Source organism: Burkholderiales bacterium (assembly GCA_035543335.1).
Taxonomy (GTDB): domain Bacteria; phylum Pseudomonadota; class Gammaproteobacteria; order Burkholderiales; family JAHFRG01; genus JAHFRG01.
Window position 1 is genome coordinate 1 of the sequence record DASZZH010000030.1, and the last position, 24,580, is coordinate 24,580.

The 24,580-nt window shown below is 54.9% G+C and carries 23 protein-coding genes, 1 tRNA gene and 1 other RNA gene; 11 read left to right on the forward strand and 14 right to left on the reverse strand.

From position 1 onward, the window contains the following. Nucleotides 1-79 precede the first annotated feature (79 nt). The 3 genes from VHE58_08740 to VHE58_08750 all read left to right on the forward strand — a co-directional run bounded on the left by VHE58_08740 (nucleotide 80) and on the right by VHE58_08750 (nucleotide 3,836). The gene (locus tag VHE58_08740) at nucleotides 80-1,981 is read left to right on the forward strand and encodes a propionate--CoA ligase (protein HVS27366.1); all 1,902 of its coding nucleotides are present in this window, start codon (nucleotides 80-82) and stop codon (nucleotides 1,979-1,981) included. Nucleotides 1,982-2,009: 28 nt separating this feature from the next. Then, nucleotides 2,010-2,879 carry a bifunctional methylenetetrahydrofolate dehydrogenase/methenyltetrahydrofolate cyclohydrolase FolD gene (gene folD / locus VHE58_08745; protein HVS27367.1) on the forward strand — a complete coding sequence of 290 codons (870 nt, stop codon included), beginning with the start codon at nucleotides 2,010-2,012 and terminating at the stop codon, nucleotides 2,877-2,879. Between the two features lie 315 nt (nucleotides 2,880-3,194). Beyond that, nucleotides 3,195-3,836 (forward strand): hypothetical protein, encoded by a 642-nt coding sequence (locus VHE58_08750; GenBank protein HVS27368.1) that lies wholly within the window; start codon nucleotides 3,195-3,197, stop codon nucleotides 3,834-3,836. Between the two features lie 53 nt (nucleotides 3,837-3,889). Here the strand turns inward: VHE58_08750 and VHE58_08755 are convergent. Then, nucleotides 3,890-3,981 (reverse strand) — tRNA-Ser (locus VHE58_08755). A gap of 85 nt (nucleotides 3,982-4,066) precedes the next feature. Beyond that, a complete protein-coding gene (locus VHE58_08760) occupies nucleotides 4,067-5,389 on the reverse strand; it encodes an MFS transporter (GenBank protein HVS27369.1) in 1,323 nt (440 codons plus the stop codon). A 343-nt stretch (nucleotides 5,390-5,732) separates the two neighbouring features. Between VHE58_08760 and VHE58_08765 the strand changes: the two genes are divergently transcribed. Beyond that, nucleotides 5,733-6,407: a response regulator transcription factor gene (locus tag VHE58_08765; protein ID HVS27370.1), complete on the forward strand. Its 675-nt coding sequence runs from the start codon at nucleotides 5,733-5,735 to the stop codon at nucleotides 6,405-6,407. Nucleotides 6,408-6,439: 32 nt separating this feature from the next. Here VHE58_08765 and VHE58_08770 read toward each other — a convergent pair whose 3' ends face one another. From VHE58_08770 to acs, 4 genes are all read right to left on the reverse strand, one after another. Beyond that, the gene (locus VHE58_08770; protein ID HVS27371.1) at nucleotides 6,440-6,814 is read right to left on the reverse strand and encodes a response regulator; all 375 of its coding nucleotides are present in this window, start codon (nucleotides 6,812-6,814) and stop codon (nucleotides 6,440-6,442) included. A 23-nt stretch (nucleotides 6,815-6,837) separates the two neighbouring features. Continuing rightward, the gene (locus VHE58_08775) at nucleotides 6,838-9,618 is read right to left on the reverse strand and encodes a sensor histidine kinase (GenBank protein ID HVS27372.1); all 2,781 of its coding nucleotides are present in this window, start codon (nucleotides 9,616-9,618) and stop codon (nucleotides 6,838-6,840) included. A gap of 19 nt (nucleotides 9,619-9,637) precedes the next feature. After that, on the reverse strand, nucleotides 9,638-9,853 hold the full coding sequence (locus VHE58_08780) for a hypothetical protein (protein ID HVS27373.1): 216 nt from the start codon (nucleotides 9,851-9,853) through the stop codon (nucleotides 9,638-9,640). 351 nt (nucleotides 9,854-10,204) lie between these two features. Beyond that, entirely contained in the window at nucleotides 10,205-12,175 is a 1,971-nt protein-coding gene (gene acs / locus VHE58_08785) for an acetate--CoA ligase (GenBank protein HVS27374.1), read from the reverse strand. A 465-nt stretch (nucleotides 12,176-12,640) separates the two neighbouring features. On the opposite strand from acs, the gene VHE58_08790 reads away from it, so the two are divergent. The 7 genes from VHE58_08790 (at nucleotide 12,641) to VHE58_08820 (ending at nucleotide 17,877) form a co-directional block, all read left to right on the forward strand. Next, complete coding sequence (locus VHE58_08790) at nucleotides 12,641-13,726, forward strand: FumA C-terminus/TtdB family hydratase beta subunit (protein ID HVS27375.1); 1,086 nt, start codon at nucleotides 12,641-12,643, stop codon at nucleotides 13,724-13,726. A 57-nt stretch (nucleotides 13,727-13,783) separates the two neighbouring features. Continuing rightward, nucleotides 13,784-13,882, forward strand: an RNA gene (gene ffs / locus VHE58_08795) — signal recognition particle sRNA small type. A gap of 55 nt (nucleotides 13,883-13,937) precedes the next feature. After that, complete coding sequence (locus VHE58_08800) at nucleotides 13,938-14,471, forward strand: acyloxyacyl hydrolase (protein ID HVS27376.1); 534 nt, start codon at nucleotides 13,938-13,940, stop codon at nucleotides 14,469-14,471. 6 nt (nucleotides 14,472-14,477) lie between these two features. Further along, a complete protein-coding gene (dnaX, locus tag VHE58_08805) occupies nucleotides 14,478-16,055 on the forward strand; it encodes a DNA polymerase III subunit gamma/tau (GenBank protein HVS27377.1) in 1,578 nt (525 codons plus the stop codon). 16 nt (nucleotides 16,056-16,071) lie between these two features. After that, entirely contained in the window at nucleotides 16,072-16,398 is a 327-nt protein-coding gene (locus VHE58_08810) for a YbaB/EbfC family nucleoid-associated protein (protein ID HVS27378.1), read from the forward strand. Nucleotides 16,399-16,489: 91 nt separating this feature from the next. Next, nucleotides 16,490-17,086, forward strand: coding sequence for a recombination mediator RecR (gene recR / locus VHE58_08815; GenBank protein ID HVS27379.1), 597 nt, complete (start codon nucleotides 16,490-16,492; stop codon nucleotides 17,084-17,086). Nucleotides 17,087-17,157: 71 nt separating this feature from the next. After that, nucleotides 17,158-17,877: a pseudouridine synthase gene (locus VHE58_08820; protein ID HVS27380.1), complete on the forward strand. Its 720-nt coding sequence runs from the start codon at nucleotides 17,158-17,160 to the stop codon at nucleotides 17,875-17,877. On the opposite strand, the gene VHE58_08825 is transcribed toward VHE58_08820, so the two are convergent. The 8 genes from VHE58_08825 to dapD all read right to left on the reverse strand — a co-directional run bounded on the left by VHE58_08825 (nucleotide 17,874) and on the right by dapD (nucleotide 24,431). Beyond that, nucleotides 17,874-18,098, reverse strand: a complete 225-nt coding sequence (locus VHE58_08825; protein HVS27381.1) for a hypothetical protein — start codon at nucleotides 18,096-18,098, stop codon at nucleotides 17,874-17,876. The genes VHE58_08820 and VHE58_08825 overlap by 4 nt on opposite strands. After that, on the reverse strand, nucleotides 18,095-18,997 hold the full coding sequence (prmB, locus tag VHE58_08830) for a 50S ribosomal protein L3 N(5)-glutamine methyltransferase (GenBank protein ID HVS27382.1): 903 nt from the start codon (nucleotides 18,995-18,997) through the stop codon (nucleotides 18,095-18,097). Before prmB ends, VHE58_08825 begins: the two co-directional genes overlap by 4 nt. A 779-nt stretch (nucleotides 18,998-19,776) precedes the next feature. Then, entirely contained in the window at nucleotides 19,777-20,910 is a 1,134-nt protein-coding gene (gene dapE, locus VHE58_08835) for a succinyl-diaminopimelate desuccinylase (protein HVS27383.1), read from the reverse strand. Further along, entirely contained in the window at nucleotides 20,907-21,101 is a 195-nt protein-coding gene (locus VHE58_08840) for a hypothetical protein (GenBank protein ID HVS27384.1), read from the reverse strand. The genes dapE and VHE58_08840 overlap by 4 nt, the downstream gene beginning before the upstream one ends. Before the next feature lie 66 nt (nucleotides 21,102-21,167). Continuing rightward, on the reverse strand, nucleotides 21,168-21,380 hold the full coding sequence (locus VHE58_08845) for a hypothetical protein (GenBank protein ID HVS27385.1): 213 nt from the start codon (nucleotides 21,378-21,380) through the stop codon (nucleotides 21,168-21,170). A gap of 59 nt (nucleotides 21,381-21,439) precedes the next feature. Then, on the reverse strand, nucleotides 21,440-22,612 hold the full coding sequence (locus VHE58_08850; GenBank protein ID HVS27386.1) for a PilT/PilU family type 4a pilus ATPase: 1,173 nt from the start codon (nucleotides 22,610-22,612) through the stop codon (nucleotides 21,440-21,442). A gap of 2 nt (nucleotides 22,613-22,614) precedes the next feature. Then, nucleotides 22,615-23,397, reverse strand: coding sequence for a hypothetical protein (locus tag VHE58_08855; protein HVS27387.1), 783 nt, complete (start codon nucleotides 23,395-23,397; stop codon nucleotides 22,615-22,617). Between the two features lie 212 nt (nucleotides 23,398-23,609). Then, complete coding sequence (gene dapD / locus VHE58_08860) at nucleotides 23,610-24,431, reverse strand: 2,3,4,5-tetrahydropyridine-2,6-dicarboxylate N-succinyltransferase (GenBank protein HVS27388.1); 822 nt, start codon at nucleotides 24,429-24,431, stop codon at nucleotides 23,610-23,612. Nucleotides 24,432-24,580 lie beyond the last annotated feature (149 nt).

Here is a 24,580-nt window from a genome sequence, read left to right on the forward strand (position 1 = left end):
GCAGGTGTTCGACGGCTTTCTCAAAGGGCAGGTACGCGGACGCACGGTGGTTAAAATCAGCTAGGCGGGAGAGGAATCAATGGCGCAGAGCTACCAAGAGTTTTACCGCCGCTCCATAGAGCAACCCGATGCCTTTTGGATCGAGCAGGCCAAGCTGGTTGATTGGCACAAGCCGTTCAATAAAGTCCTGGATTACAGCCGGCCGCCGTTTGCCAAGTGGTTTGTCGGAGGCGAAACCAATCTTTGCCATAACGCGGTGGACCGTCATGTCAAGACGCGCGGCGATCAGAAGGCGCTGATCTGGATTTCCACTGAAGTCAACCAGGAGAAAAGTTACACCTACCGTGAACTGCACACCGAAGTGCAGCGCGCGGCGGGCATGATGCAGTCGCTGAGCGTCAAAAAAGGCGACCGTGTCATCATTTACATGCCCATGGTTCCCGAAGCGGTGTTTGCGATTCTGGCATGCGCCCGCATCGGCGCGATTCATTCGGTGGTGTTTGGCGGCTTTGCCGCGGCGAGCCTGGCGACACGCATCGATGACGCAAAACCGAAGCTGATGATTACCGCCGACGGCGGCAGCCGCATGGGCAAGGTGGTGCCCTACAAGAACCTGGTGGATGAATCCATCAAGCTCGCGAAATTTCCGCCGGGAAAAGTCATCATTTTCCGACGCGGTCTCGACCCGAACCTGCCGGTAGTTCCGGGCCGCGACCTCGACTGGAGCGAACTGCGCAGCAAACACATGAATGCGCAAGTGCCCTGTACCTGGCTGGAATCCAACGAACCGTCTTACATTCTTTACACCTCCGGCACGACTGGAAAGCCCAAGGGCGTGCAGCGCGATATCGGCGGCCATGCGGTGGCGCTGGCCGCCTCGATGAAATACATCTACTGCGGCAACGCCGGCGAGACTATGTTTACCGCTTCGGACATCGGCTGGGTGGTAGGGCATTCATACATTATTTACGGGCCGCTGATTGCCGGCATGACCACCATCATGTACGAAGGTGTGCCGGTTAGGCCCGACGCGGGCATTTGGTGGAAAATTGTTCAGGATTACAAGGTCACGGTGATGTTTTCCGCGCCGACCGCGATTCGCGTGCTGAAAAAACAGGACCCGGCTTATCTCAAGAAATACGACATCAGCTCGCTGCGCCATCTGTTTCTCGCGGGGGAACCGCTGGACGAGCCCACCCATGTTTGGATTTCCGAGGCACTGCGAAAACCGGTTATTGATCACTACTGGCAGACCGAAACCGGCTGGGCGATTATCTCGTCGGTGCCGGGTGTGGAGAAAACCCCGCTCAAGTACGGCAGCCCCAGCTTTCCCGCCTACGGCTACAACCTGCAATTATTGCGCGAGTCGGATGCCGCTGAAGCGGGCGCTAACGAGAAAGCGGTGGTAGCTATCGTTCCGCCGTTGCCGCCGGGCTGCTTGTCAACCGTCTGGGGTGATGATGAGCGCTTCGTGAAGACTTATTTCAACACTTTCAGCAAGAAGATGGTTTACTCGACGTTTGACTGGGGCATCCGCGACCAGGACGGCTACTATTTTATCCTCGGCCGCACCGACGATGTCATTAATGTCGCCGGCCATCGTCTGGGCACGCGCGAGATCGAGGAAGCGGTCAATATGCACCCCAACATCGCAGAATGCGCGGTGGTGGGCGTGGCCGATCATCTGAAGGGGCAAATGCCGCTGGCGTTCGCGGTAGCGAAAGATGTTTCGAAGCTCGGAACGCCGGAAGGGCGCAAGCTGTTTGAGAAGGAGATCATGGAAACGGTAGACAAGCAGCTGGGCGCCATCGCCCGCCCGAAGGCGGTGCATTTCGTGACCCTGTTGCCGAAAACCCGCTCCGGCAAGACGCTGCGGCGCTCGATTCAGGCGCTCGCCGAGGGGCGCGACCCCGGCGACCTCACCACCATCGAGGATCCAAGTTCGCTGGAGCAGATACGCAATGCGGTAGCAGTCAAATAACTAATCTCCTTTTCCTTTAGGATTAATCGTGACAGCAAAAATTATTGACGGAAACGCTATCGCCAAAGAGGTCCGAGCACAATGGAAAAAGCGGGCCGAGCGCCTCAAGGATAAAGGCATGGTGCCCGGTCTTGCCGTCATTATCGTCGGTGACAACCCGGCGTCCCAGGTCTACGTCCGAAACAAGGTAAAGGCCTGCGCGGAGGCAGGTATTTATTCAGAGAAAATCGGGCTTCCCGCCAGCGTCAGAGAAGCCGTTCTGCTTAAAAAGATCGGGGAACTCAATGCCAACTCGGCAATTCACGGCATCCTGGTGCAGTTGCCTCTGCCTAAACACATTGACAATAACAAGGTGCTCGAAACCATCTCGGTGGAAAAAGATGTGGACGGGTTCCACCTCTATAATTTGGGCGCGCTGATCGCGGGAGGGACAGTTTTCCCGCCGTGCACCCCTTACGGCGTGCTGTGTCTCCTCGAGCACCTCAACATCCCCATCTCGGGACAGAACGCCGTGGTGGTGGGTCGCAGCAATATCGTGGGCAAGCCCATGGCGCTGATGCTGCTGCAGAAGGACGCAACGGTGAGCATCTGCACCTCCAAGACGCGTGACCTGGCGCAATACACTATCCTCGCCGATATCCTGGTGGTCGCCACCGGCAAGCCCCGCATGATTACCGCACCCATGGTTAAGCGGGGCGCGGTGGTGATCGACGTCGGGATCAGCCGGCTGGATGACGGCAGACTGGTAGGCGATGTGGACTTCGAAGGAGTCAAGGAACGCGCGGGTTACATCACCCCGGTACCTGGAGGGGTTGGCCCCATGACCATCACCATGCTGATCGCCAACACGGTGCAGGCTGCCGAGCGTTTCGCCGCGAAGGAGAAGGTAAAAGCATGACTCCCATCACCATTGAAACATACGATTTATGTACCATCATTAAATTTAAAACCCGACCGCCAGCGCCAGCGCGCTGCTTCACTCGCACAGTATGGCGAATAACCGGAAAATTCGACAAACTCGGCGATACGCTGTTTAAGCCGATTTGATTTGCATCTGCGGACTTGGGGCAGACATCCCGGTATATTTCCTCCATCATCTTCGCCCTTGCTTAGGAAATAGGATGTTGATAGATTTGGTTTCCCGATTAAGGTTCGAACCAGGGGCCCGCGGATTAACAGTCATCGGGTTCATCGGCTCAATAGTGGAGGACGCATGCCATCTATTAACAACCACTTAGTCGAACAGTTGCTGGTCCCGTTCGTCGTCCTGTTTTTCTTTGTCTGGGGTATCATCGGCGTCGCTGTTGGCGTGAGCTTGATCGTTTGTGGTGCGAGGATGCTCCAGCTTTTCAGCAAAATGAATCGCTGGGTGTCCACCCGACGAGGTCTCAAGGTAATGGCTGTGCCGCACGATATCGGTCAGACTGTGCAAAGACATCGGCGCTGGCTCGCAGCGGTCTTTGTGGTCGGCGCCGCCTATTCAATATTCGGCCTAATCGCAAGATTCGACGTTTCCGCAGTCGTTTCCGCGCTTGGAATGGGTATTCCGCGTTTCTATGTAGCGTGGGCCGTTGAAAGTTTGAGGTGGTTACTGGTCGTGGGCAGTGTATTGGCAATCGTAATTGGAATCATGCTTGGCTTCTTTCCGAATAATTTGGGCGCACTCGAAGCATATTTAAACCGGTGGTATTCGTTTCGGCAACTTGGGATGCGCCTTGGGATACCCGGAGATACGATGTATATGACGCTCGACAAATGGGTTGAGACTTTCCCCAAGACTGCCGGCTGGATCATCACGATTGCCGCCTCGGTTGTAGTGATCGATTCCGGGATCGTGTTGTTTGTGTATACCTAAGCAACACCCAAAGGGTAAGAGTCGAATTTTTTGTTGGTCTTGAGTATAAGGTGTGGCGGAGAGAGGGGGATTCGAACCCCCGGTACGGCTTTCACCGTACACACGCTTTCCAGGCGTGCGCCTTAAACCGCTCGGCCACCTCTCCGCGATTGGGCAATTGTAGCGCGAAAGACGAAAAAAGCCCGCCTCGAGGGCGGGCTCAGTGTACCAATTGGGTGGGTTGCCGAGAGCTACGCCCTAGCTTTCTCCGGGTTCCAGATACTGATGTGGCGCGTTTCCGGCATAAGGAAGAGGCAAATCACGAAGCACACCGCGGGCACCGCAATCGGGTAGATCAGGGCGTTGCCGATGCTGTGCGTAGCTTGGTAGGCCGCTGTGGTAATGAACGGCACCAGCCCGCCGCCCCAGCCATTCCCGATGTGATACGGAACGGACACGGAGGTGTAGCGGATTCTGCCGGGGAAGTATTCCGACAGGAACGCCCCAACCGGACCATACACCATTCCCACGTAGGACACGAGGATGAAAATGATGAAGATCGCGATGGGATAGTTGATATTGCCAGGCTGTGTGACCTGCCCCAGCCATGAATACAGGGGGTAGTAGGTCAATGACGCGAGCAACATGCCTCCCAAGATCACGGGCTTGCGGCCGATCAAGTCGGACAACCAGCCAAAGAGGATCAAGGTAGGCGATGCAATGAGCAGCGCTATTCCCACGATGTAGCTCGAGGTGACCACGTCCACTTTGGACACCTGCTGCAGAAAGAACAGCGCCCAGAACTGCCCGCTGTACCAGACCACGCCCTGCCCGATCAACACGACACAGGCGATCAGCACGAACTTGATATTCCTGCTAAGGAAAGCTTCCTTCCACGGGTTCTTGGTCATTTCGCCCTTAGCTTTGATCTCTTGGAATATCGGTGTCTCCTGCAGTTGCAGGCGGATGTAGATTGCGATTGCTACCAGCACGAAGGAGAACAGGAACGGGATGCGCCACGCCCAATCGGTGAACACGTCGTTGCCAAAGTATGCGCGGGTACCGACAATCACAGCCAGTGAAACCACGATCCCAAGCGTGGGAGAGGTCTGCAGCCATCCGGTGTAGTAGCCGCGGCGTGCATCCGGCACGTGCTCGGCGACGTAGGTGATGGCGCCTCCATATTCGCCACCCAGGGCCAAGCCCTGGATCATCCGCAGGCCGAAGAGGATGAACGCGGCGGACAGACCGATAGACTGGAAAGTGGGGATTAGCCCGATAAAGCCTGTGCCGATGCCCATGCCGCTCAGGGTGACCAGGAAGGTGTATTTGCGGCCCACGCGGTCGCCCATCCATCCGAAAAGGAATGCGCCCAAGGGACGGATTAAGAATCCAGCGGTGAACAGCGCAATCGTGCTCAACAGAGCCGCGACGGGGTGGGTCTTGTCGAAAAACTTGACCGCCAAGATCGCGGCTAGGCTTCCGAAAATGTAGAAGTCGTACCATTCGATGACATTTCCAACCGACGCGGCGATAATCACGCGCCGAAAGTCCTTCGGGATTGCAGCAGCCATAGTTGTTTTCCTCCTTAATGTTTTAAGCCGAAATACCTCTCAGCAAACTGCTTCCGTCTTACTTTAGAATTAGCGTCTGTCCGCAAGTGCCGAAGCGCGGGCGCACCGGAAGCCCACCGCGTAGGTCGCGAAGCTCGACGTGCTTCAGTGCGTCTGCGGATGTTGCCACTCGAGCCTCCTTTTGTAGATGGGGTTAATGGCCGCCTTGTGAGTTGATTTTCTTGGGCTTTTTTATAGCAAAGTTATGGTATAGAATAATCCTTACAAAATCCTTTCGCAGCAGGGGATGGTGTGAATTCAAGCGGCGCAGTTCGCAAAATAGCGGTTAGAGGAGGAAGCGCAATTGCGAGTATTGATCACCGAAGACGACCCGAACCTTGCCGAGGCGTTGCAGTTTTCGTTGCGGCAGTGCGGATACGCGGTTGACTGCATCAGCAACGGTGCGCTCGCTGATCAGGCGCTGAAGGACAACGTTTTTGATCTGCTCGTTCTCGACCTCGGCCTGCCGAAGCTCGACGGTTTCGAGGTGCTGCGCCGGTTGCGCAAGCGCAATTCGAAGCTGCCGGTACTGATACTCTCCGGCCGCGAGACGCCGAGCGAGAAAGTGCAGGGGCTCGACCTCGGTGCCGACGATTACCTGGTCAAACCTTTCAGCCTAGATGAATTGCATGCTCGCGTGCGCGCCCTGCTGCGCCGCAGTTGTGGCGCAGGCACACCGTGCATTACGCACGCCCATCTTAGCTACGATACGGTGGAGCGCGTCGCTACTGTCAACGGCAAGCAAATCGAATTATCAGTGCAGGAAACCGCGGTGCTCGAAGCGCTGCTCAACCGCTTTGGCAAAGTGGTCAGCAAGGAACAAATGGTCGAACAGTTATACAACTACGACCATGATGTCGGGCACAATGCAATCGAAGTGTACATCCATCGCTTGCGCAGGAAGATAGGCGGCAGCGGAATCACGGTGCGCACACTGTACGGCCGCGGTTATATGCTGGAAGATCAGCCCTCGAACTGAAGGCTTCGCGCGAAATCGCCGCGTTGAAGCGATCACGCGGGCTCGCTGAGCAGTCGCTTCACCTGCTCGAGCAATTCCTTGGTGCCAAAAGGTTTGGTGACATAAACGTCGGCGCCCAGCGCATAACCCTTGGCGATTTCCGCTTCGTGGCCCTTGGTGGTGAGCATGATGATTTTAGTTGCCTGGAATGCCGGATTTTCACGGATTTTCCGACATACATCGAAGCCGTTTCTCAAGGGCAGCATGACATCCAGCAGAATCAGGTCTGGTTTGAAGGTTTCCGCTTGTTGTAAGGCCTCCTCTCCGTTACGCGCCACACTGACTACGTAGCCGCAGTGCTCCATCAGGAATTCCAGCGAAATGACGATATTGGGCTCGTCATCCGCTATGAGTACTTTCTTGGTCATGGCTTATAACGGCTTAGTTGGTGTTAGGTTTCCAGGTTTAGCTCGGGACTGGAAATCTGGAAATCGGATCCTGTTTTCAAAGGCAGGGTAAAGGAAAAAGTCGCGCCTTTGCCGATTTCACTTTCAACCCATAATTTGCCGTTGAAATGCTCGATAATGTGCCGGCTGATGGTCAAACCCAATCCTGTGCCCTGCGGTTTCTCGGTCAAGGTGTCCCCGGCCTGGCGGAATTTTTCGAAGACAATGTGCTGATCTCCGGGGCTGATGCCGGGTCCATTATCGTGCACATCCACCCGCAGCGATTGCGCATTCTGACGCAAACGGATGGAAACAAAACCCGCCTGCCTGTCGCAAAATTTGACAGCGTTGGAGAGCATATTGATGACGACTTGCATCAGCCGATCCCGGTCGACGCAAATCGCGGGCACGTTTTCAGAAAGATTTAATTCAAGCCTGGCTTTGTTCTCCTTGAACAATTGGCTGGTTGCCGAGACTGCATCTTCAATAACCCCTTTGAGGTCTACTTCAGTGATGTTCCATTCGACGCTTCCCGATTCGATCTTGGACAAATCCAGAACATCATTGATAAGCCGGGTGAGCCTTTCGCTTTCCTTGATGATGATGCCCAGAAATTTGGTGCGTTCCGCGTTATCCATATCCGGGTGGCCATGCAGGATTTCCGACAGCGCTCGGATGGAGGTGAGCGGCGTGCGCAGTTCATGGGATACGGTTGAAACGAAATCGTCCTTGAGTTTGTCCAGCTCCTTGAGGCGTTCATTGGCCGCCCTTAACTCTGCGGTGGCTGTTTCCAGTTCTTGGGATTTCTGTTCCAGTTTGTGGCTGTAGGCGATGACCTGTGAAGTTTCATCGAGGATATTCATTACCTCGTCAATGCCTAAAGGTTCTTCTTCAACGACTGATGCCACCATCACCCGGGCTGAGGCGGCGCCGATAGCGCCCGCAAGCAAGGTTTCGGCGAAATTGACCAGGGCTGCATCGGCTTTAATTTCGTTGATAGAACCCAATCCGCGCTGCCGGGCATAGGATGCAAAAGCTTCATCGGCCCCCTCCGGCCCAAGAAACCGTCCCAGCAGAGCGTACAACGCCGGAACTGAGGCAGTACCGCGCCAGAAGCGGGAGCCACCGCTTTCGCCGGTTTGCTTGAATACGTCCACGAACAGCGTGGCCTGAGCTTGCTCGATCGCACTGGGGCGGCCCTTGAGAGATACGCCTACATAGGCGCCGATATTGCTCAACATGCTCCAAATCATGGCATGAGTGATTTCGTCAAGACCGGCCAAGCCGAATAATTGTTGCGGCTTTAGGAGCGCAATGCCGAAAGGACCGTGCTCAAGAAAACTGATGGGCAGCCAGCCGGATTTGGCGAACGCGGGAAGAAGCAGGGTATAACTCCATACGAGGAAGCCTATGCTCAATCCGGCGAGCGCTCCCATTCGCGTGCCGCCTTTCCAAAAAATCCCTCCCAGGATTACCGGCGCGAACTGCGCTACTGCGGCAAAGGAAACCAGTCCGATGGAAACCAGCGCATAGGCTTCACCGGCCAAACGGAAATAACCGTAACCCAGCAGCAGCACCAGCACGATGGCCCCGCGCCGGATGCCAAGCAGCAGGCTGCTCAAATCTCTGCGCTCTCTCAGGAGCAGCATTTTCATTCGCAGCAGCACCGGCATCACCAGGTCGTTGCACAACATGGTGCTTAGCGCAATGGTTTCAACGATCACCATACCAGTAGCGGCAGACAGACCGCCGATAAATACCAGTAACGCCAGCCCTTGCTGCTTTTCCACCATGGGCAGGGTGAGCACGAAGGTATCGGCATCCACGATACCTTTCGGAAAATGCATCAATCCACCGAAAGCCATGGGCAACACGAAAATATTGATGGCCAGCATGTAAAGGGGAAACAGCCAGATTGCCTTGTTCAGGTGATTTTCGTCTACGTTTTCCACAACAGATATCTGGAATTGCCGTGGCAGAAACATGATTGCGAACATCGACAGAATCGTCAGCCAAATCCAGCTGCCGTAGCTTCCGGCAACCCCATCCAGTGGGGTAAGCAGGGGTTGCAATTTCGGATTGGCGGAGGCGCGCGCGAAAATATCCGCGAAGCCGTTATAAATACCAAAGGTGACGAAAAATCCTACTGCCAGAAAAGCCAGAAGCTTCACCAGCGATTCAAAGGCAATCGCCGCCACCATGCCTTCATGGCGTTCCGATGCGTCCAGATGCCGAGTGCCAAACAGAATGGTGAACGCGGCCAGCAGTAAAGCCACATAAAGAGCGGTATCACTCAAGACCGGCACCGCCCCCAGTTTAATCGGCATGATGATTTGGGGGTACTGCAAAAGTATGGTGAAACTAGTGGATACCGCTTTAAGTTGCAATGAAATGTAGGGAACGATACCGACAACTGCGATAACTGAAGCAAGCCCCGCAAGCAACGCGCTTTTGCCGTAGCGTGAACCGATGAAATCGGCCAGCGATGTAATGCGGTTAACCTTGCTGATACGTATGATTTTCCGCAACACCAGCCACCATAAGGCGATCATCAGAGTAGGGCCGAGATAAATCGGCAAAAAGCCTACACCGTTGCTTGCCGCCCGGCCTACGCTGCCGTAGAAAGTCCAGGCGGTGGCGTAAACGCCAAGCGACAGGGAATACACATACGGATTGGCGATGATGCTGCGCCCGGCATCTGCGCGCTTGTCGCCGTAATAAGCGATGGCGAAAAGAATGCCGAGATAGGCGAAAGAGGTAACGATAATAACCCAGCCTGGCAGCATTTTTGCCCCCGCGTCCTGATCAGTCTTTGGAGCCCTTGCGGCCTGCCCGCTCCACAACCCAGGCCATCAAGCCGATCAGCAGTGCCCAGGCGGCAAAGATATAGGCGTAGAGCAGGGGGATGCCGAAGATCTGACTGTTGCTGTTAAAGAGATAAAGCAAAGGATAGTTGAACAGCAGGCACCCCAGTAGGAACAGCGCCACCAAACGTTGTCCCCTAATCAACGAAGAAATCATGGCAACCTCGCGCAAATAAACAAGCTATAAAAGCATTATAGTGGTGAGCGGGGCTCAAAAAACGAAAAAGGCGCAATAACGCGCCCTTTTTTGGGATTGCTACCCGCTCGTTTTTATTTAACAGCTTCTTTCAGCTGTCGTAATATCGCAGGGTTTTGGCTCAGACAAAATATGCTGCGCATGTAAGTCAAAGCCGAAATACAGCCAAACTCGTAGTGTCGGACGCCGAAGTTTTTTATATAGCCTCTTTCAGTTGTTGCAATATCGCAGGATTTTGGCTCCGGCATAACATGCTGCGCATGTAAGCCTACGCCTAAATCCGGCCAAACTCGCAGTGTCGGACGAAGAAGTTTATTTAACAGCCTCTTTCAGTTGTTGCAATATCGCAGGATTTTCCAGAGTCGAAACGTCCTGGGTGATTTCCTCGCCCTTGGCGATCGAGCGCAACAAACGGCGCATAATTTTCCCGGAACGGGTCTTGGGCAGATTGTCACCAAAGCGGATGTCTTTAGGTTTGGCGATCGGCCCGATCTCCTTGCCTACCCAGTCGCGCAATTCCTGAGCGATCTTCTTGGCTTCTTCGCCGTTCGGGCGCATTCCTTTCAGCACCACGAATGCAACGACTGCCTCACCTGTCATTTCATCCGGGCGCCCGACTACCGCAGCCTCCGCCACCAATTTGGTGTTCGCTACCAACGCCGATTCGATTTCCATGGTGCCAAGACGATGACCCGATACGTTCAGCACGTCGTCAATTCGGCCTACAATTCGAAAATAGCCTTCTTCGTCGCGGCTAGCGCCGTCACCGGCGAGGTAATATTTGCCTTTGAAGTCTTCAGGGTAATAGGTTTTTTTGTAACGGTCTGGATCACCCCAGATGGTACGGATCATCGCGGGCCAAGGCCGCTTGATGACCAAAATTCCGCCTTTACCTTTTTCCACTGAGTGTCCGGCTTCATCCACGATGTCGGCCATAATGCCCGGCAAAGGAAAAGTGCAGGAGCCCGGTTTGAGCGGTGTTACTCCGGGGAGCGGCGAAATCAGATGTCCGCCGGTCTCGGTTTGCCACCAGGTATCCACGATGGGGCAGCGTTTCTGTCCCACGGTTTCGTAATACCACATCCACGTTTCAGGATTGATGGGCTCGCCCACCGTGCCGAGGATGCGCAAGCTGGAAAGGTTGTATTTCTTCGGCAGATCGCCGCCAGCCTTAATCAGGGAGCGGATGGCGGTGGGCGCAGTGTAGAACACCGTGACCTTGTGATCCTGGATGATTTTCCAGAAACGACCGGCATCCGGATAAGTCGGCACACCTTCGAACATGATTTCTGTTGCGCCCACTGCTAGTGGTCCATAGGTGATATACGTATGGCCGGTCACCCAGCCCACATCCGCCGTGCACCAAAAGATATCCGCGGGCTTGTAGTCGAATACCCATTTCATGGTCAGCATCGCGAACAGAAGGTATCCGCCAGTGGCATGCTGTACACCCTTGGGTTTGCCGGTGGAGCCCGAAGTGTAAAGGATGAACAAGGGGTGTTCGGCGTTTACCCAGGTCGGCTCGCAGGTGTCGGCTTGGCCTTTGATGACCTCGTCCCACCACTTGTCGCGAGGTGCCTGCATCTTCACGCTGGAACCGGTACGTTTGTAAACCACCACGCTTTTCACTTTTTCACAGCCACCCATGACGAAGGCTTCGTCCACCGTGGGTTTTAACGGAATTTCCTTCCCGCCGCGCATCTGGCCGTCGGCGGTAATCACCGCAACCGCGCCGGCGTCAATAATCCGCTCCTGCAGGCTCTTCGCGGAAAAGCCGCCAAATACCACCGAATGGATCGCGCCAATGCGCGCACAAGCTTGCATCGCAATCACCACTTCAATGCTCATCGGCATGTAAATGATGACGCGCTCGCCTTTCTTGATACCGAGCGATTTCAGGCCGTTGGCGAACTGGCAGACTTTGTGATAGAGCTCCTTGTAGGTGATTTTGGTGACCTTGCTGTCATCCGCCTCGAAAATAATCGCGGTCTTATCGGGCTGGGTCTTCAAATGCCTGTCAAGGCAGTTATAGGATATGTTGAGCTCGCCGTCTTCATACCATTTAAAGAACGGCGGGTTGCTCTCATTCAACACTTTGGTAAAAGGCTTGTGCCAAAGCACATTCTCTATGGCTAAGCGCCCCCAGAAACCGGTGAAGTCGCGCTCGGCCTCGGCGCAAAGCTTGTTGTACGCCCCCATGCCCGAAATATTGGCCTGCTTGACAAAAGCAGGGGATGGCGGGAATACACGCGTTTCCCGCAAGACCGATTCAATGGTTGACATAAATACTCCTCCGTATGCTGGGGACAGCTTTTAATTAAAATCAAATGGATTTGAAGGCTGTATATGCGTTCTTTTGTTTATGGGAACATTATTTGCCGCGGTTGTAAAGCCAGGCCGCCAGCCTTGCTGCAAAACCCCTCTTCAAGAAATGATTCTTAAAGCACAAAGGGTCCTGATTGAAATTCTAACACCCGCGTAATTTTTGGCAATCCCAGCATTTATAGTATTAAATTATTTATAAATAACAGCACATTGCTTATATTTATTAAAGTAAAATATAATTTTATAAATTGTACGTGGTCATTGCCGCAAACATTTTCCGCTGTGTTGACGCGAAACGAATGGCGCCAAGGCAAGAATAATTTCGGGGTAATCATTTAAGAGAGCGTATCACCCGAAACAGGGAAAGGAATAGAAGTTTGTTACAATAAAGCATTTGCATTGCGATTAAACGCGGCCACCATCGTGAGCATTCTGCGCCAGGAAGATTTCATTCAGAGCATCGCCGACGCGCTTCAATACATTTCCTACTACCACCCGGCTGATTACATTCGTTCCCTCGGTGAAGCTTACCAGCGCGAGCAATCGCCCGTGGCCAAGGACGCGATAGCGCAGATTCTCACCAACTCCCGGATGTGCGCGGAGGGGCGTCGTCCCATCTGCCAGGATACCGGCATCGTGGTAGTGTTCCTGAAAATCGGCATGAACGTGCGCTGGCATACCAAGATAAGCATCGCCGACATGGTGAATGAGGGCGTGCGTCGCGCCTATTCCCAACCCGATAATGTCTTGCGCGCTTCCATCGTGTCCGACCCTGCCGGCGCACGTAAGAACACCCGGGACAATACGCCTGCGGTGATTCACATGGAATTGGTTCCCGGCGATGTGGTGGAAGTGAAGCTCGCGGCCAAAGGCGGCGGCTCGGAAAACAAATCCAAGTTCGTGGTGCTCAATCCATCGGACGACATTGTGGAATGGGTGGTAAAGACCGTACCGACCATGGGCGCGGGCTGGAAACCGGGAGAAACACTACTCCTTTCGGGCAAGATTTTGACTGGCCGCGATGCCGCCCACAAGCGCATCGCCGACTCGTTCGCCAAGGGGCAGCCGCTTCCCGAGGGCGTGGATTTCCGCAATCGCTTTATTTACTACGTCGGGCCGGTGGATCCGGTGCGCGATGAAGTGGTGGGACCGGCGGGACCCACCACGGCGACACGCATGGATAAATTTACTGAAATGATGCTGGAAAAAACCGGCCTGCTGGGAATGATAGGCAAGGGCGAGCGCGGGCCTGTAGCGATTGAAGCCATTAGAAAGCATAACGCGGTGTATTTGATTGCAGTGGGCGGTGCGGCTTATCTGGTGTCCAAGGCGATTCGCTCGGCACGAGTGGTGGCGTTCGCCGATTTAGGGATGGAAGCGATTTATGAATTTGAAGTCGAAAACATGCCAGTGACCGTGGCGGTGGACGCCAGTGGCAGTTCGCTGCATGCGAACGGACCTGCCGAATGGCGCGCCAAAATCGGCAAGATACCGGTGGCGGCAGGTTAATAATTTGTCGATTAGAATGAAGGAAAACGGCGCCTAAGCGCCGTTTTCCAAGATCACGGCGGGCCTCCCCGCATTGCACGGTAGTCAACCTGGTCAGGTCCGGAAGGAAGCAGCCACAGCTATTTTCTGCAAGTGCCGGGGGTAAGGCTCGCCTCCCTTTTGTTTTTGCTTTATGATTCCCACAGGTTTGTATACAGGGATGTGACATAAAATGAGGCAAATTCTCAGCGTATTGTTTTTGGCCGGTGTGAGCTTCAGCGCGGGTGCCATAGACAGTATGTCGATTGAAGCCGGTCACGGTGAGGGGGTAGACGTTGCGCGCATCGGCCTGCAGTGGGACTGGGACAAGCAGTGGTTTTCCGCGCACGGCTGGTATCTGGGCGGATACTGGGATGCTTCGGTAGGGGTTCTACACGGACGCAGCGCCTCGCCGGTGAATAATGACGTCGCTGATATCAGCTTCACGCCTACTTTCCGTTACCAGAAAGCCGATCTTACGGCTCTCGCGCCTTATATCGACTTTGGGGTGGGCGCACATTTGTGGTCGCGCACCACCATTACCGCCGACAAGAGGTCGGGCACAGCCTTCCAGTTCGGCGATTATGTCGGTGTCGGCCTGCGCTTCGGGGAGCACGGCATTTACGACTTGGGCTACCGTTTTCAGCACTTGTCCAACGCCGGAATCAAGGGACTTAATCCGGGCATCAGTACCCATCTGCTTCGTTTTCAAATTCATTTCAACTAGCGGCAAGTGTCGGCAAACCAAGTCCTCGCGCGCAAGTGGCGGCCCAAAACTTTTAGCGAACTAGTGGGGCAAGAGCATGTTGTCAGGGCGCTGATCAACGCGCTGAAACAGCAGCGCCTGCATCATGCCTATTTATTCACCGGCACGCGCGGCGTCGGCAAAACCACCCTGGCGCGCATCGTCGCCAAAGCGCTGAATTGCGAAACCGGCGTCACTCCCGAACCTTGCGGCAAATGTTCGGCCTGCCTGGAAATCGACTCCGGCCGTTTTATCGACCTGCTGGAACTGGACGCCGCTTCCAATACCGGCATAGACAACATGCGCGAAGTGCTGGACAACGCCCAATATGCGCCGACCAGCGGCCGCTTCAAGGTTTACATCATCGACGAAGTGCACATGCTTTCGACCAAAGCGTTTAATTCGATGCTGAAGACCCTGGAAGAGCCGCCGGAGCACGTGAAATTTATTCTAGCCACCACGGATCCGCAAAAAATACCGGTCACGGTGCTATCGCGTTGCCTGCAGTTCAACCTGAAACAGATTTCTCCGTTGGTCATCGCCGCGTATTTGCAGCAAATTTTGGAACGGGAAAAAATTCCCGGCGAACCCGCCGCGTCGCAATTGCTCGCCCGCGCGGCCCGGGGCAGCCTGCGCGATGCATTGAGCCTGCTGGATCAGGCCATTGCCTACGGCGCAGGAAAGGTGACGGAAAGCAATGTGCGCGAGATGCTGGGAGCGGTGGACCAGGGTTATCTTTTTGCTATTCTCAAGGCGTTGCTGGAGCGTGACGGTGTGGCGCTGATAACCCAGGTTGAAACCATGGCGAGCCGCAGCCTCTCGTTCGAGGCGGCGCTGCAGGACCTGGCGGGGCTCCTGCAGAAAATCGCGCTGGCGCAGACCGTGCCGCAGGCCATCGCGGAAGACCTGCCTGAACGGGCGCGAATACTGGAAATGGCGAATGCTTTATCTCCCGAAGATGTGCAATTGTTTTACGACATCGCGCTGCGCGGCCGCAACGAGATTGACCTCGCGCCGGACGAAGAGGCCGGATTCAGCATGACTCTGCTACGCATGCTTGCTTTCATGCCTGAGGGCGCAAAAACCATTCGCTCGGCCGAGAAAAAAACCACCCCCCAACAACCAGCTTTACTGGCAACAGAAACTGCCGACCCCAAGCCAAAAGGGGCTGGAGTAAAAAAAAAGTTTGACGGTGACTGGGCGGCGCTGGTAAACCAACTCGAACTGGGCGGCATGGCCGGAATGCTCGCACAGCACTGCGAACTCGCCGACTACGATGCCGGTTCTTTCGAGCTGCGCATTCCCGAGCCGCACCAGCATCTGCTGGAGAAACTGTATCAGGAAAAACTGAAAGCGGCGCTCGAAGATTATTTCGGCGAAAAGCTGAAGATAGGTTTTAGCGTGGGCTCAAGCAACGGCAATACGCCGGCAGAACAAGAAAACCGCGAAAGAGAAGTACGCCAGACGCGGGCTGTCCAAGCGATAGAGCGGGACCCTTTTGTGCGCGAGCTGATTGAGAATTTTGACGCCAGGATAATTGACTCTTCAATAAAACCCATTCAATAGATATTACGGAGCAAACATCATGACAGGCGGTTTGGGCAATTTAATGAAGCAAGCGCAGCAAATGCAGGAAAGCATGAAAAAAATGCAGGAGCAGCTTGCTTTTATGGAGGTCGAGGGGCAATCCGGAGCAGGCATGGTCAAGGTGACGATGACCTGTCGGCACGATGTTGAGCGCGTAAACATCGCCCCGGGTTTATTGGGTGAAGACAAGGAAATGCTGGAAGGCCTGGTGGCGGCGGCGATGAATGATGCCGTCAGGCGTGTGGAAACTGCCATTCAGGAAAAAATGAGTAAAATAGCCGCCGGCGTGGGTTTGCCTGCCGGTTTCAAATTGCCTTTTTAAGGTGACGAGGTGAATGAAGTGAAACAGTTAAAAGTGGCCAATGGCGAAGCACCATTCAAGTTAAATTATTTACCTCTTTAATACCTCACCCATGAACACTCAATCCAGCCTTGAAGAATTGATCGAGTCATTGCGCTGCCTGCCCGGGGTCGGGCCTAAATCGGCACAACGCATGGCCTATCATCTGCTGCAACGCGATCAGCCGGGGGCTTCCCGGCTGGCCGAAGCTTTGCGTGAAGCGTTGCAGCTCATTAAGCATTGCGGCAAATGCAACAGCTTCACCGAGCATGAAATCTGTGATTTGTGCAGTTCGACGAAACGGGATGCCGGCCTGTTGTGCGTGGTGGAAACGCCCGCCGATCTGCTGATGATGGAGCAGGCGCAGTGTTATCAGGGAATGTATTTCGTGTTGATGGGACGGCTGTCGCCCCTGGATGGCATTGGCCCGAAGGACATTCATCTGGACAAACTCATCAAGCGCGCTCAAGACGGGGTGGTCAAGGAAATCGTGCTCGCCACCAATTTCACGGTGGAAGGCGAGGCCACGGCCCATTATATTAGTGAGATATTGCGGCCGCGCGGGCTTAAGGTGAGTCGCATTGCCCGCGGCCTCCCCGTGGGCAGCGAGCTTGAGCATGTGGACAGCGGTACGCTGGCCCAAGCGGTGCTCGAGCGTCGTTCACTTTAAATCCAATCCAACCAACTGTTTTTATCGGGAGCCTGGTGCAAAACAGTCCGGTTACGCACAAGTTGCATAAAATGCTGGCGCAGGTCGGAATGGGCTCGCGGCGTGATATGGAAACTTTGATTGAAAGCGGGCGCGTCACAGTTAATGGAAAGATAGCCGCCCTCGGCGCGCGAGTGGGCCCGGAAGATGTAGTGCGTGTCGACAAACGCATGGTCAAACTCCAATTTGCCCGTGTGTCGCCGCGAATCCTTATTTACCACAAACCCGAAGGCGAAATCGTAAGCCGCGCTGATCCTGATGGCCGTCCCAGCGTTTTCGACAAGCTGCCAAGAATTCAATCAGGCAAATGGATTGCAGTAGGCCGGCTGGATTACAATACTTCGGGTCTTTTGATATTCACCGATTCCGGCGAACTGGCAAACCGTCTGATGCATCCGCGCTTTCAAGTGGAACGGGAATACGCGGTAAGGATAAGAGGCGAGCTTAAGCCGGAGCAAATAAAAAAATTGCAGAGCGGCATCAGACTTGGAGATGGCGAAGCGAAATTTGAAATACTGGAAGCGCAAGGCGGGGAGAGTAGCAACCGCTGGTACAGCGTGATAGTTACGGAAGGCCGTAACCGCTTGGTCAGGCGCATGTTCGAAGCTCTGGGTTTTACGGTGAGCCGTTTGATGCGCGTGCGCTTTGGCGAAATTCGCCTGCCGTCACATTTGCGGCGCGGTAAGTTTGTTGAGCTCCGCCAAAAACAAGCCGCCCAGGTTTTAACCTGGGCGGGAGGGAAAAAATCCTAGTTTATTTCACGGCAAAAGCTCCCGCAACCGGTTCTCCAGCGCCAGTACGCCTTCGCCGGCATTGTCGGCATCGATTGCGCGACTCCGTAAAAGAAATCAAACAGCGGGTCGCCGAGCCGTTCGGGATGTTGCCTGCCGAGCTCATAGGCTTTTTTGGATTTTCCTTGCTCGAGCAGCATTTTGACATCATCCACTACAGTGGAGAGAATCAAGCAAGTCAAGCGGGCTCGATTAATTGCTCCCGCCGCAGTAAAAAAACGTATTCATCGCCTGCGCTGGTATCCAGCCAGGTGAATTCCAATTTGGGAAAAGCACGTTCCAAGGCCCTGCGATTGTGGCCGATTTCGACTATCAGCAAGCCGTTTGGATTGAGATGCCCGGAGGCCGTTTGGAGAATGCGGCGCACCAGATGAAGGCCGTCACGACCTCCCGCAAGCGCGATACGCGGTTCATGACGGTACTCCTTGGGAAGCGCGTGCATGGACTGAGCATTGACATAAGGAGGGTTGGCCAGAATTAAATCATAGCGTCTTCCGCGCAAGGTGCCGAACAAGTCCGATTTAATCGGTTGGATTCTGCTTTTCAGCTGGTAATCGCCGACATTGCGGCGCGCGACCTGCAGCGCTGCGCTGGATACATCGCTCGCATCGATTTTTGCGTCAGGGAAGGCGAGCGCCATGAGAATGGCAAGGCAACCCGAGCCTGTGCATAAATCCAGTGCGGCACCGATTTTGTGTGGATGGACGATCCAGGGAGACAGCTTCTCGCGCAGCAACTCAGCGATGAACGAGCGCGGCACGATGGCCCGCTGGTCAACGTAAAACCGGCAATCCCCAAGCCACGCTTCCTTGGTAAGGTAGGCGGCGGGGATTCTTTTTTTGATGCGTAGTTGTAGAAGCATAAGGATAACTTGTTTTTCTTTTTCATCCAGGCGCCTTGCGAGGCTAAGTTGAAGTTTGCCGAGCGGCAGGTGTAAGGCATGCAGAATCAGATACGCCGCCTCGTCCCGGGCATTATGCGTGCCATGGCCGTAATAGAGGCCGGCTTCATTAAAACCTTTGACTGCATAGCGCAACATATCGCGCACCGTGAAGATCCGCGAGGCGGCGTCATCAGGCATTAAGGAACCTCTGATTAAGTCCTCCGCGGATTGCGTTGCTGGCAAAATGCGGAGGGATGCGAGGCGCGCGACGAAGGTCGTAGCGCGACTGCGACCCGTTAGCCCAAGGCCCGCTTGCGGGAGCAGCCGCACAAGCTCCGCTCCATGCTATCGAACGCAGCCTTCTGCGCCCCTGCCTGCACCAGGCCCGCCGACACGGCGTCGGCGGAGCCATCCGGAGCGGAAGGCGGGCCAATGGCGCGCTTCCCGCAAACAGCTGGCTTTGCCAGTAACGTGTCCGCGCGCCCTGCGCGAGACCGAGTCCGGGGCGCACTACGAAGCTGTGCAGTGAAGCGGGCCAACCGCTCGCCTTCGCGGTCGCACGTGCCGAGGCTCCACGCTTCGGCGAGCACGACGCAGACGCCGCATTTTACCGCAACCCGGATGGGACGGCTGCCGCGACATGGTAAGCGAAGCTTGGGGTGCGGGAGCGGCAGCATGGGCGCCCCGTTTAGTTGGTCCTCTTGCGGCAGCTTGCGCCCCTGCCCGCACCACGCTGCGCAAGTCCGAGTTCGGGGCGCTTATCCAGGCGGTCTGCTTTGTCGCTCGGCTTGCCAAGGGGGCTGCCCCTTGGCAGCGCTTCGCTTCGCGCATGCGCTCGCAAAGCACGGAGCAGGGGCCCCCTGGGGATGCAACCGCGGCGCGAGCGCTTTTGGCCCGCCTTCACTGCGCACGTTCCGAGGCGCAACATTACGGCGGGCCATCCCGGAAAGCCGCCGTCGCAACCGCGTGGGACTTAATCAGAGGTTCCCTAGCAGGTTAATCAGGATTTGCCGGTAGATCTGACCGAGACGCTCAATATCGGGAATGGCCACACACTCATTGAGTTTATGGATGCTTGCATTGAGGGGTCCGAATTCCACCACTTGCGGGCAGATTTCGGCGATAAATCGGCCATCGGAGGTGCCACCAGTAGTGGAAAGTTCCGGCACAATGCCGGTAACAGACTGAATGGCGCCACTTACAGTCTCGACCAGCTTGCCTTTGGTGGTCAGATACGGCGTAGCCGACAACGTCCATTCCAAGTCGTACTCAAGTTGGTGGCGGTCGAGTATTGCGTGAATACGGGATTTCAGCGATTCAACCGTGCTGGCAGTGGAAAAACGGCAATTGAACTTGATTTCCACTGCGCCGGGAATGACATTGAGCGCTCCGGTGCCGCCATGGATATTTGAGATTTGCCAGGTCGTCAGCGGGAAGCATTCATTGCCTTTATCCCAGACGGTTTGCACCAGTTCGGCGATGACGGGCCCGGCGAGATGGATCGGGTTTTTGGCTAGGTGCGGGTAAGCGACATGCCCCTGTACGCCTTTTACCAGCAGCGTGCCGGAGAGGGAGCCGCGGCGGCCGTTCTTGATCATGTCGCCCAGTTTGTTGATCGAAGTCGGTTCGCCGACGATGCAGTAGTCAAGAACTTCGCCGCGGGCCTTCAGTGCTTCGACGACTTTGGCGGTGCCATTGACAGCCATGCCTTCTTCGTCCGAGGTGACCAGCAACGTAATCGAACCTTTGTGCTTGGGGTGTTCGGCCACAAACGCTTCAATGGCGGTGACAAAGGCGGCGAGCGAGGTCTTCATGTCGGCGGCGCCGCGCCCAAACAGCATGCCGTCGCGCACGGTGGGCGTGAACGGATCGCTCATCCATTGCTCCAGCGGGCCGGCGGGCACTACATCGGTGTGGCCGGCAAAGCAGATGGCCGGCCGCGATTCACCGCGCCGCGCCCAAAAATTATCTACCGAACCATAACGCATTTTTCCCACGCGAAAGCCCGCGCGCTTTAGGCGCTCGATCAAAATCTCCTGGCAGCCGGCATCATCGGGTGTGAGCGAGCGGCGGGCGAGCAGCGCCTTGACCAGTTCCAGCGTGCTATTCACTGAACGCACTTTCTATATGCTTTGACGATTTTGTCTTCGATTTCCTTGGCGATTTTTTCAGCACCGCTGTCTCGCGCAACCGTGGTCGGCCGGATGAACAAAACGGAGGTCACGCCCGCTTTGTGGGTAAGCGTGACGTGCAGAAGGCAGAGCGCCAGCATGGAAGGATCGGCATTTCTGATTTGATTCACATACCAGGCGCTGCAGACCACCGTGCTTTTGATGCCTTCCAGCTTATTGCGGTTGTAATCCTCGCCCTATTTTTTGGCGAAGTTGGCGACATTCTTGCCGATATCCACTTCGAACACCACGAAAAAATTGCTGTCTTCCAGTGCCTTGCTAACGCTGGCATAAGTTCCATCGAGGTCGGCTTTGACGTGTTTCTCATAAACGGCGGGGAGCCCGCGACCGCATTCAGGCTGATCAGCGCTAGGAGCAAAGATAGAAATGTTTTCATTTCGTGGCCTCAATAATAAACGACGGCGAGTTCATGCCGAATGTTCCTGCTGCTTTGAGTGAGGAAAGCAGGTCAGCTTTTCAGCTTGTTGAGCATTTCCAGGCTCAGCGTGAAATCTTCGCTTTCCTTTTTGACAGGCTCGCCGAGCATTATATCGAATAGGGTGACGTTGGGCTGATCTTTGACTTGCGCGGCATTGTTGATCATCCACAGCATATTGGTGGGCGAATCGCAATTGAGCAAGGCTTCGTCTTTGCTGATCTTCCCGGCCCGAAACATCCGGAACAGGGCTTGCTCGAAACTTTGCGAGCCGGGATAAAGGCTTTGGTCCATGGCTTCCTTGATTTGGTCAAACTCGCCTTTTTGAATGAGTTCGGCAATCCGTGCAGTATTAAGCAACACTTCGACGGCAGGGAGAAGCTTTCCATCCACGCTCTTTACCAGGCGCTGCGACAGCACGCAGCGCAGGCTGATGGAAAGATCGAGTAACAGGCTCGAGCGCGACTCGTGCGGGAAGAAATTGACGATGCGGTTGAGCGCATGGTAGGTGGTATTGGCGTGCAATGTGGAAAGGCACAAGTGGCCGGTCTGGGCGTAAATCAGCGTATGCTGCAGGGTTTCCTTGTCGCGGATTTCGCCGATCATCAGGACATCCGGCGCTTCGCGCATGGCGTTTACCAAAGCGTTCGAGAAAGATTTGGTATCCATGCCGACTTCGCGCTGGTTGACGATGCACTTTTTGTGCTTGAAGACAAACTCGATCGGCTCTTCAATGGTGAGAATATGTCCCGGCTTGTTGGCGTTGCGGTAATCCAGCATCGAGGCAAGCGTTGACGACTTTCCGGAGCCGGTGGCGCCGACAATCAGCACGAACCCCCGTTTTTCCATGATCAAATCCTTGAGGAAAACCGGCATACCGAGATCTTCAATGGCGGGAATGTTTTCCTTGACGTAACGGATCACCATCGCGGGATGTCCGCGCTGACGGAAGAGGTTAATGCGGAAATTGCCCAGGTCAGGCACGGCGTGCGCGAAATTCATTTCCAGGGTGGATTCGAACTCGCGAATTTGCGTTTCCGTCATCAATTCGTAAGCAATTTTCTTGATGAGCTCAGAATCCAGCGGCGAGGGATTAACCGGTACCGTGGTGCCGTTGATTTTAATATGGAGGGGCGAGCCGCTTGAGAAAAAGGCGTCCGAAGCCTGTTTCTCTGCCATCAGCTTGAAGACCTGGGAAAGTTGCACGTCTAAGAGAAAAATTTGTTTTTAATGGAGCCCAGTAGGCTTTTTTTTGCTTCGGGTTCTTGTTCTATCTTGTACTGGGTGTCTAGGATGCTGGTTTTGCTCAGTGGAGTGCGCACTGTGGATTGGTGTTTGCCGAGCTGACGGAAATGGTTGGGCTTGCCGACCAGCAATTTGGAAAATTCATCGAGCAACTGCTCATCGATCTCGTCGATTCCATAGGTAAAGGTGCTTTCGCCAAGTCTTTCCAGATTCTTAACCTGAATTTTTATAGTGGACTTTTCGAGGTTGCCGTTGAAGGCAACCGTCACCGGTACTTCACGGGGCACCTTGAATACCGCGCGGTCGACGAAGCCGCGCTGGTTTTTCATTTCCTGCAGTTCAAACTTGATTTTAAAGTCCCGCAAGTACTCGCACATCGTTTTGATCAACCCCGGCGTGTCCTTTTCCATTGACAGCGCGCCTTCGGCGGTGCATTTGAGGCGCAAGGTGATCGTGTCGATAAAATCCTTGTTGTCGATGCTTTTGTGAGTTTTGTTGAGCGCGTATTCCTTCTGGTTGAGGCCCTCGAAATTGCCTAGCCCTTCGATGTAATAAGAACGCAACACTATGGGCTTGACTACGTTGAGTTGTTTAACGAGGTCGTCAAGGTAAGCGTAAATCTCACGCAGCTTGGCCTGCAGCTGCATGAAATTCTGGCCGAGCGCAGAGAGCTTGGATTGGGTTTCCAACGCCTCCTGCTGCTTTCGTTCTTCGGCTTCTTTTTTTAGTTCGTCAAGGAACTTCATTGCACATCCCTCGCTGCCCAGTCCGCATTGTCGGTAGCGCCCTGGGGCTTAACTTTTTGATCGTACTCAGTATAGTCGTTTTTGTGGGTATTGCAGCCTCCAGGCACAAGTTATTCGACTGACCTGTCCATTTTGCCAATAATTCGGACAAAAATTAAAGGGTTGTGGCCCATTTCCAGGATATCCAAGCAAAAACCCTGCCGCTACTGAGACTATGCGCCGCGCAAAAGTTCGTTAATCCCCACTTTGGCGCGGGTCTTGGCATCCACTTGTTTGACGATGACGGCGCAATACAGGCTGTATTTGCCGTCGGCCGAAGGCAGGTTTCCGGAAACCACTACCGAGCCGGGGGGAACGCGGCCGTAAGTGATTTCACCGGTCTCGCGATTAAAAATTTTGGTGCTTTGGCCGATGAACACACCCATTGAAATCACCGCGCCTTCTTCGACGATGACGCCTTCCACGACCTCAGAGCGAGCGCCGACGAATACATTGTCTTCTATAACCGTCGGGTTGGCCTGCACCGGCTCCAGCACGCCGCCGATGCCGACCCCTCCCGAAAGATGTACATTTTTGCCAATTTGCGCGCATGAACCCACGGTAACCCAGGTATCCACCATGGTGCCTTCGTCCACGTAAGCACCGATGTTGACGTATGAGGGCATGAGCACGACATTTTTCGCGATATAGGCGCCTTTGCGCGCGGTGGCAGGGGGCACGACGCGAAACCCGCCTTCACGAAATGCTTTGAAGCCGTAACCTGCAAACTTGCTTGCCACTTTGTCGTAATAATTCGTGAACCCGCCTTTTACCGCCATATTGTCGTTGATGCGGAAGGAGAGCAGCACGGCTTTTTTCACCCATTGATGGGTCACCCACTGGCCGTTGATTTTTTCCGCGACGCGGAGTTTGCCCGCATCCAGGAGTTCGACGGCTTGCGCGACGGTTTTTTTGAGCCTGGCCCCGGCATTCTGCGGGGTGATTTGGGCGCGCCGCTCAAAGGCCTCGTCAATGATGGTTTGCAGTTGTTTCATGGCATTTAAGAGCCTCTAACATAATGAAACGAATAGTGCGACGGCTGCGGTTTCGGATGCAGGCCGCGAAGCGAGCCGCGCCGTTGGGTTATTCTCCAATAAGCGGCGAGCGACAAAGGCATGCGCCGAAACCCGCGCCGTCCCCAAGG

Coding starts and splice junctions, on each gene's coding strand:
- VHE58_08740 (HVS27366.1), top strand. CDS start 80: ATGGCGCAGAGCTACCAAGAGTTTTACCGCCGCTCCATAGAGCAACCC.
- VHE58_08750 (HVS27368.1), top strand. CDS start 3,195: ATGCCATCTATTAACAACCACTTAGTCGAACAGTTGCTGGTCCCGTTC.
- VHE58_08760 (HVS27369.1), bottom strand. CDS start 5,389: ATGGCTGCTGCAATCCCGAAGGACTTTCGGCGCGTGATTATCGCCGCG.
- VHE58_08770 (HVS27371.1), bottom strand. CDS start 6,814: ATGACCAAGAAAGTACTCATAGCGGATGACGAGCCCAATATCGTCATT.
- VHE58_08775 (HVS27372.1), bottom strand. CDS start 9,618: ATGCTGCCAGGCTGGGTTATTATCGTTACCTCTTTCGCCTATCTCGGC.
- VHE58_08780 (HVS27373.1), bottom strand. CDS start 9,853: ATGATTTCTTCGTTGATTAGGGGACAACGTTTGGTGGCGCTGTTCCTA.
- acs (HVS27374.1), bottom strand. CDS start 12,175: ATGTCAACCATTGAATCGGTCTTGCGGGAAACGCGTGTATTCCCGCCA.
- VHE58_08800 (HVS27376.1), top strand. CDS start 13,938: ATGAGGCAAATTCTCAGCGTATTGTTTTTGGCCGGTGTGAGCTTCAGC.
- recR (HVS27379.1), top strand. CDS start 16,490: ATGAACACTCAATCCAGCCTTGAAGAATTGATCGAGTCATTGCGCTGC.
- VHE58_08820 (HVS27380.1), top strand. CDS start 17,158: ATGCTGGCGCAGGTCGGAATGGGCTCGCGGCGTGATATGGAAACTTTG.
- prmB (HVS27382.1), bottom strand. CDS start 18,997: ATGCCTGATGACGCCGCCTCGCGGATCTTCACGGTGCGCGATATGTTG.
- VHE58_08855 (HVS27387.1), bottom strand. CDS start 23,397: ATGAAGTTCCTTGACGAACTAAAAAAAGAAGCCGAAGAACGAAAGCAG.
- dapD (HVS27388.1), bottom strand. CDS start 24,431: ATGAAACAACTGCAAACCATCATTGACGAGGCCTTTGAGCGGCGCGCC.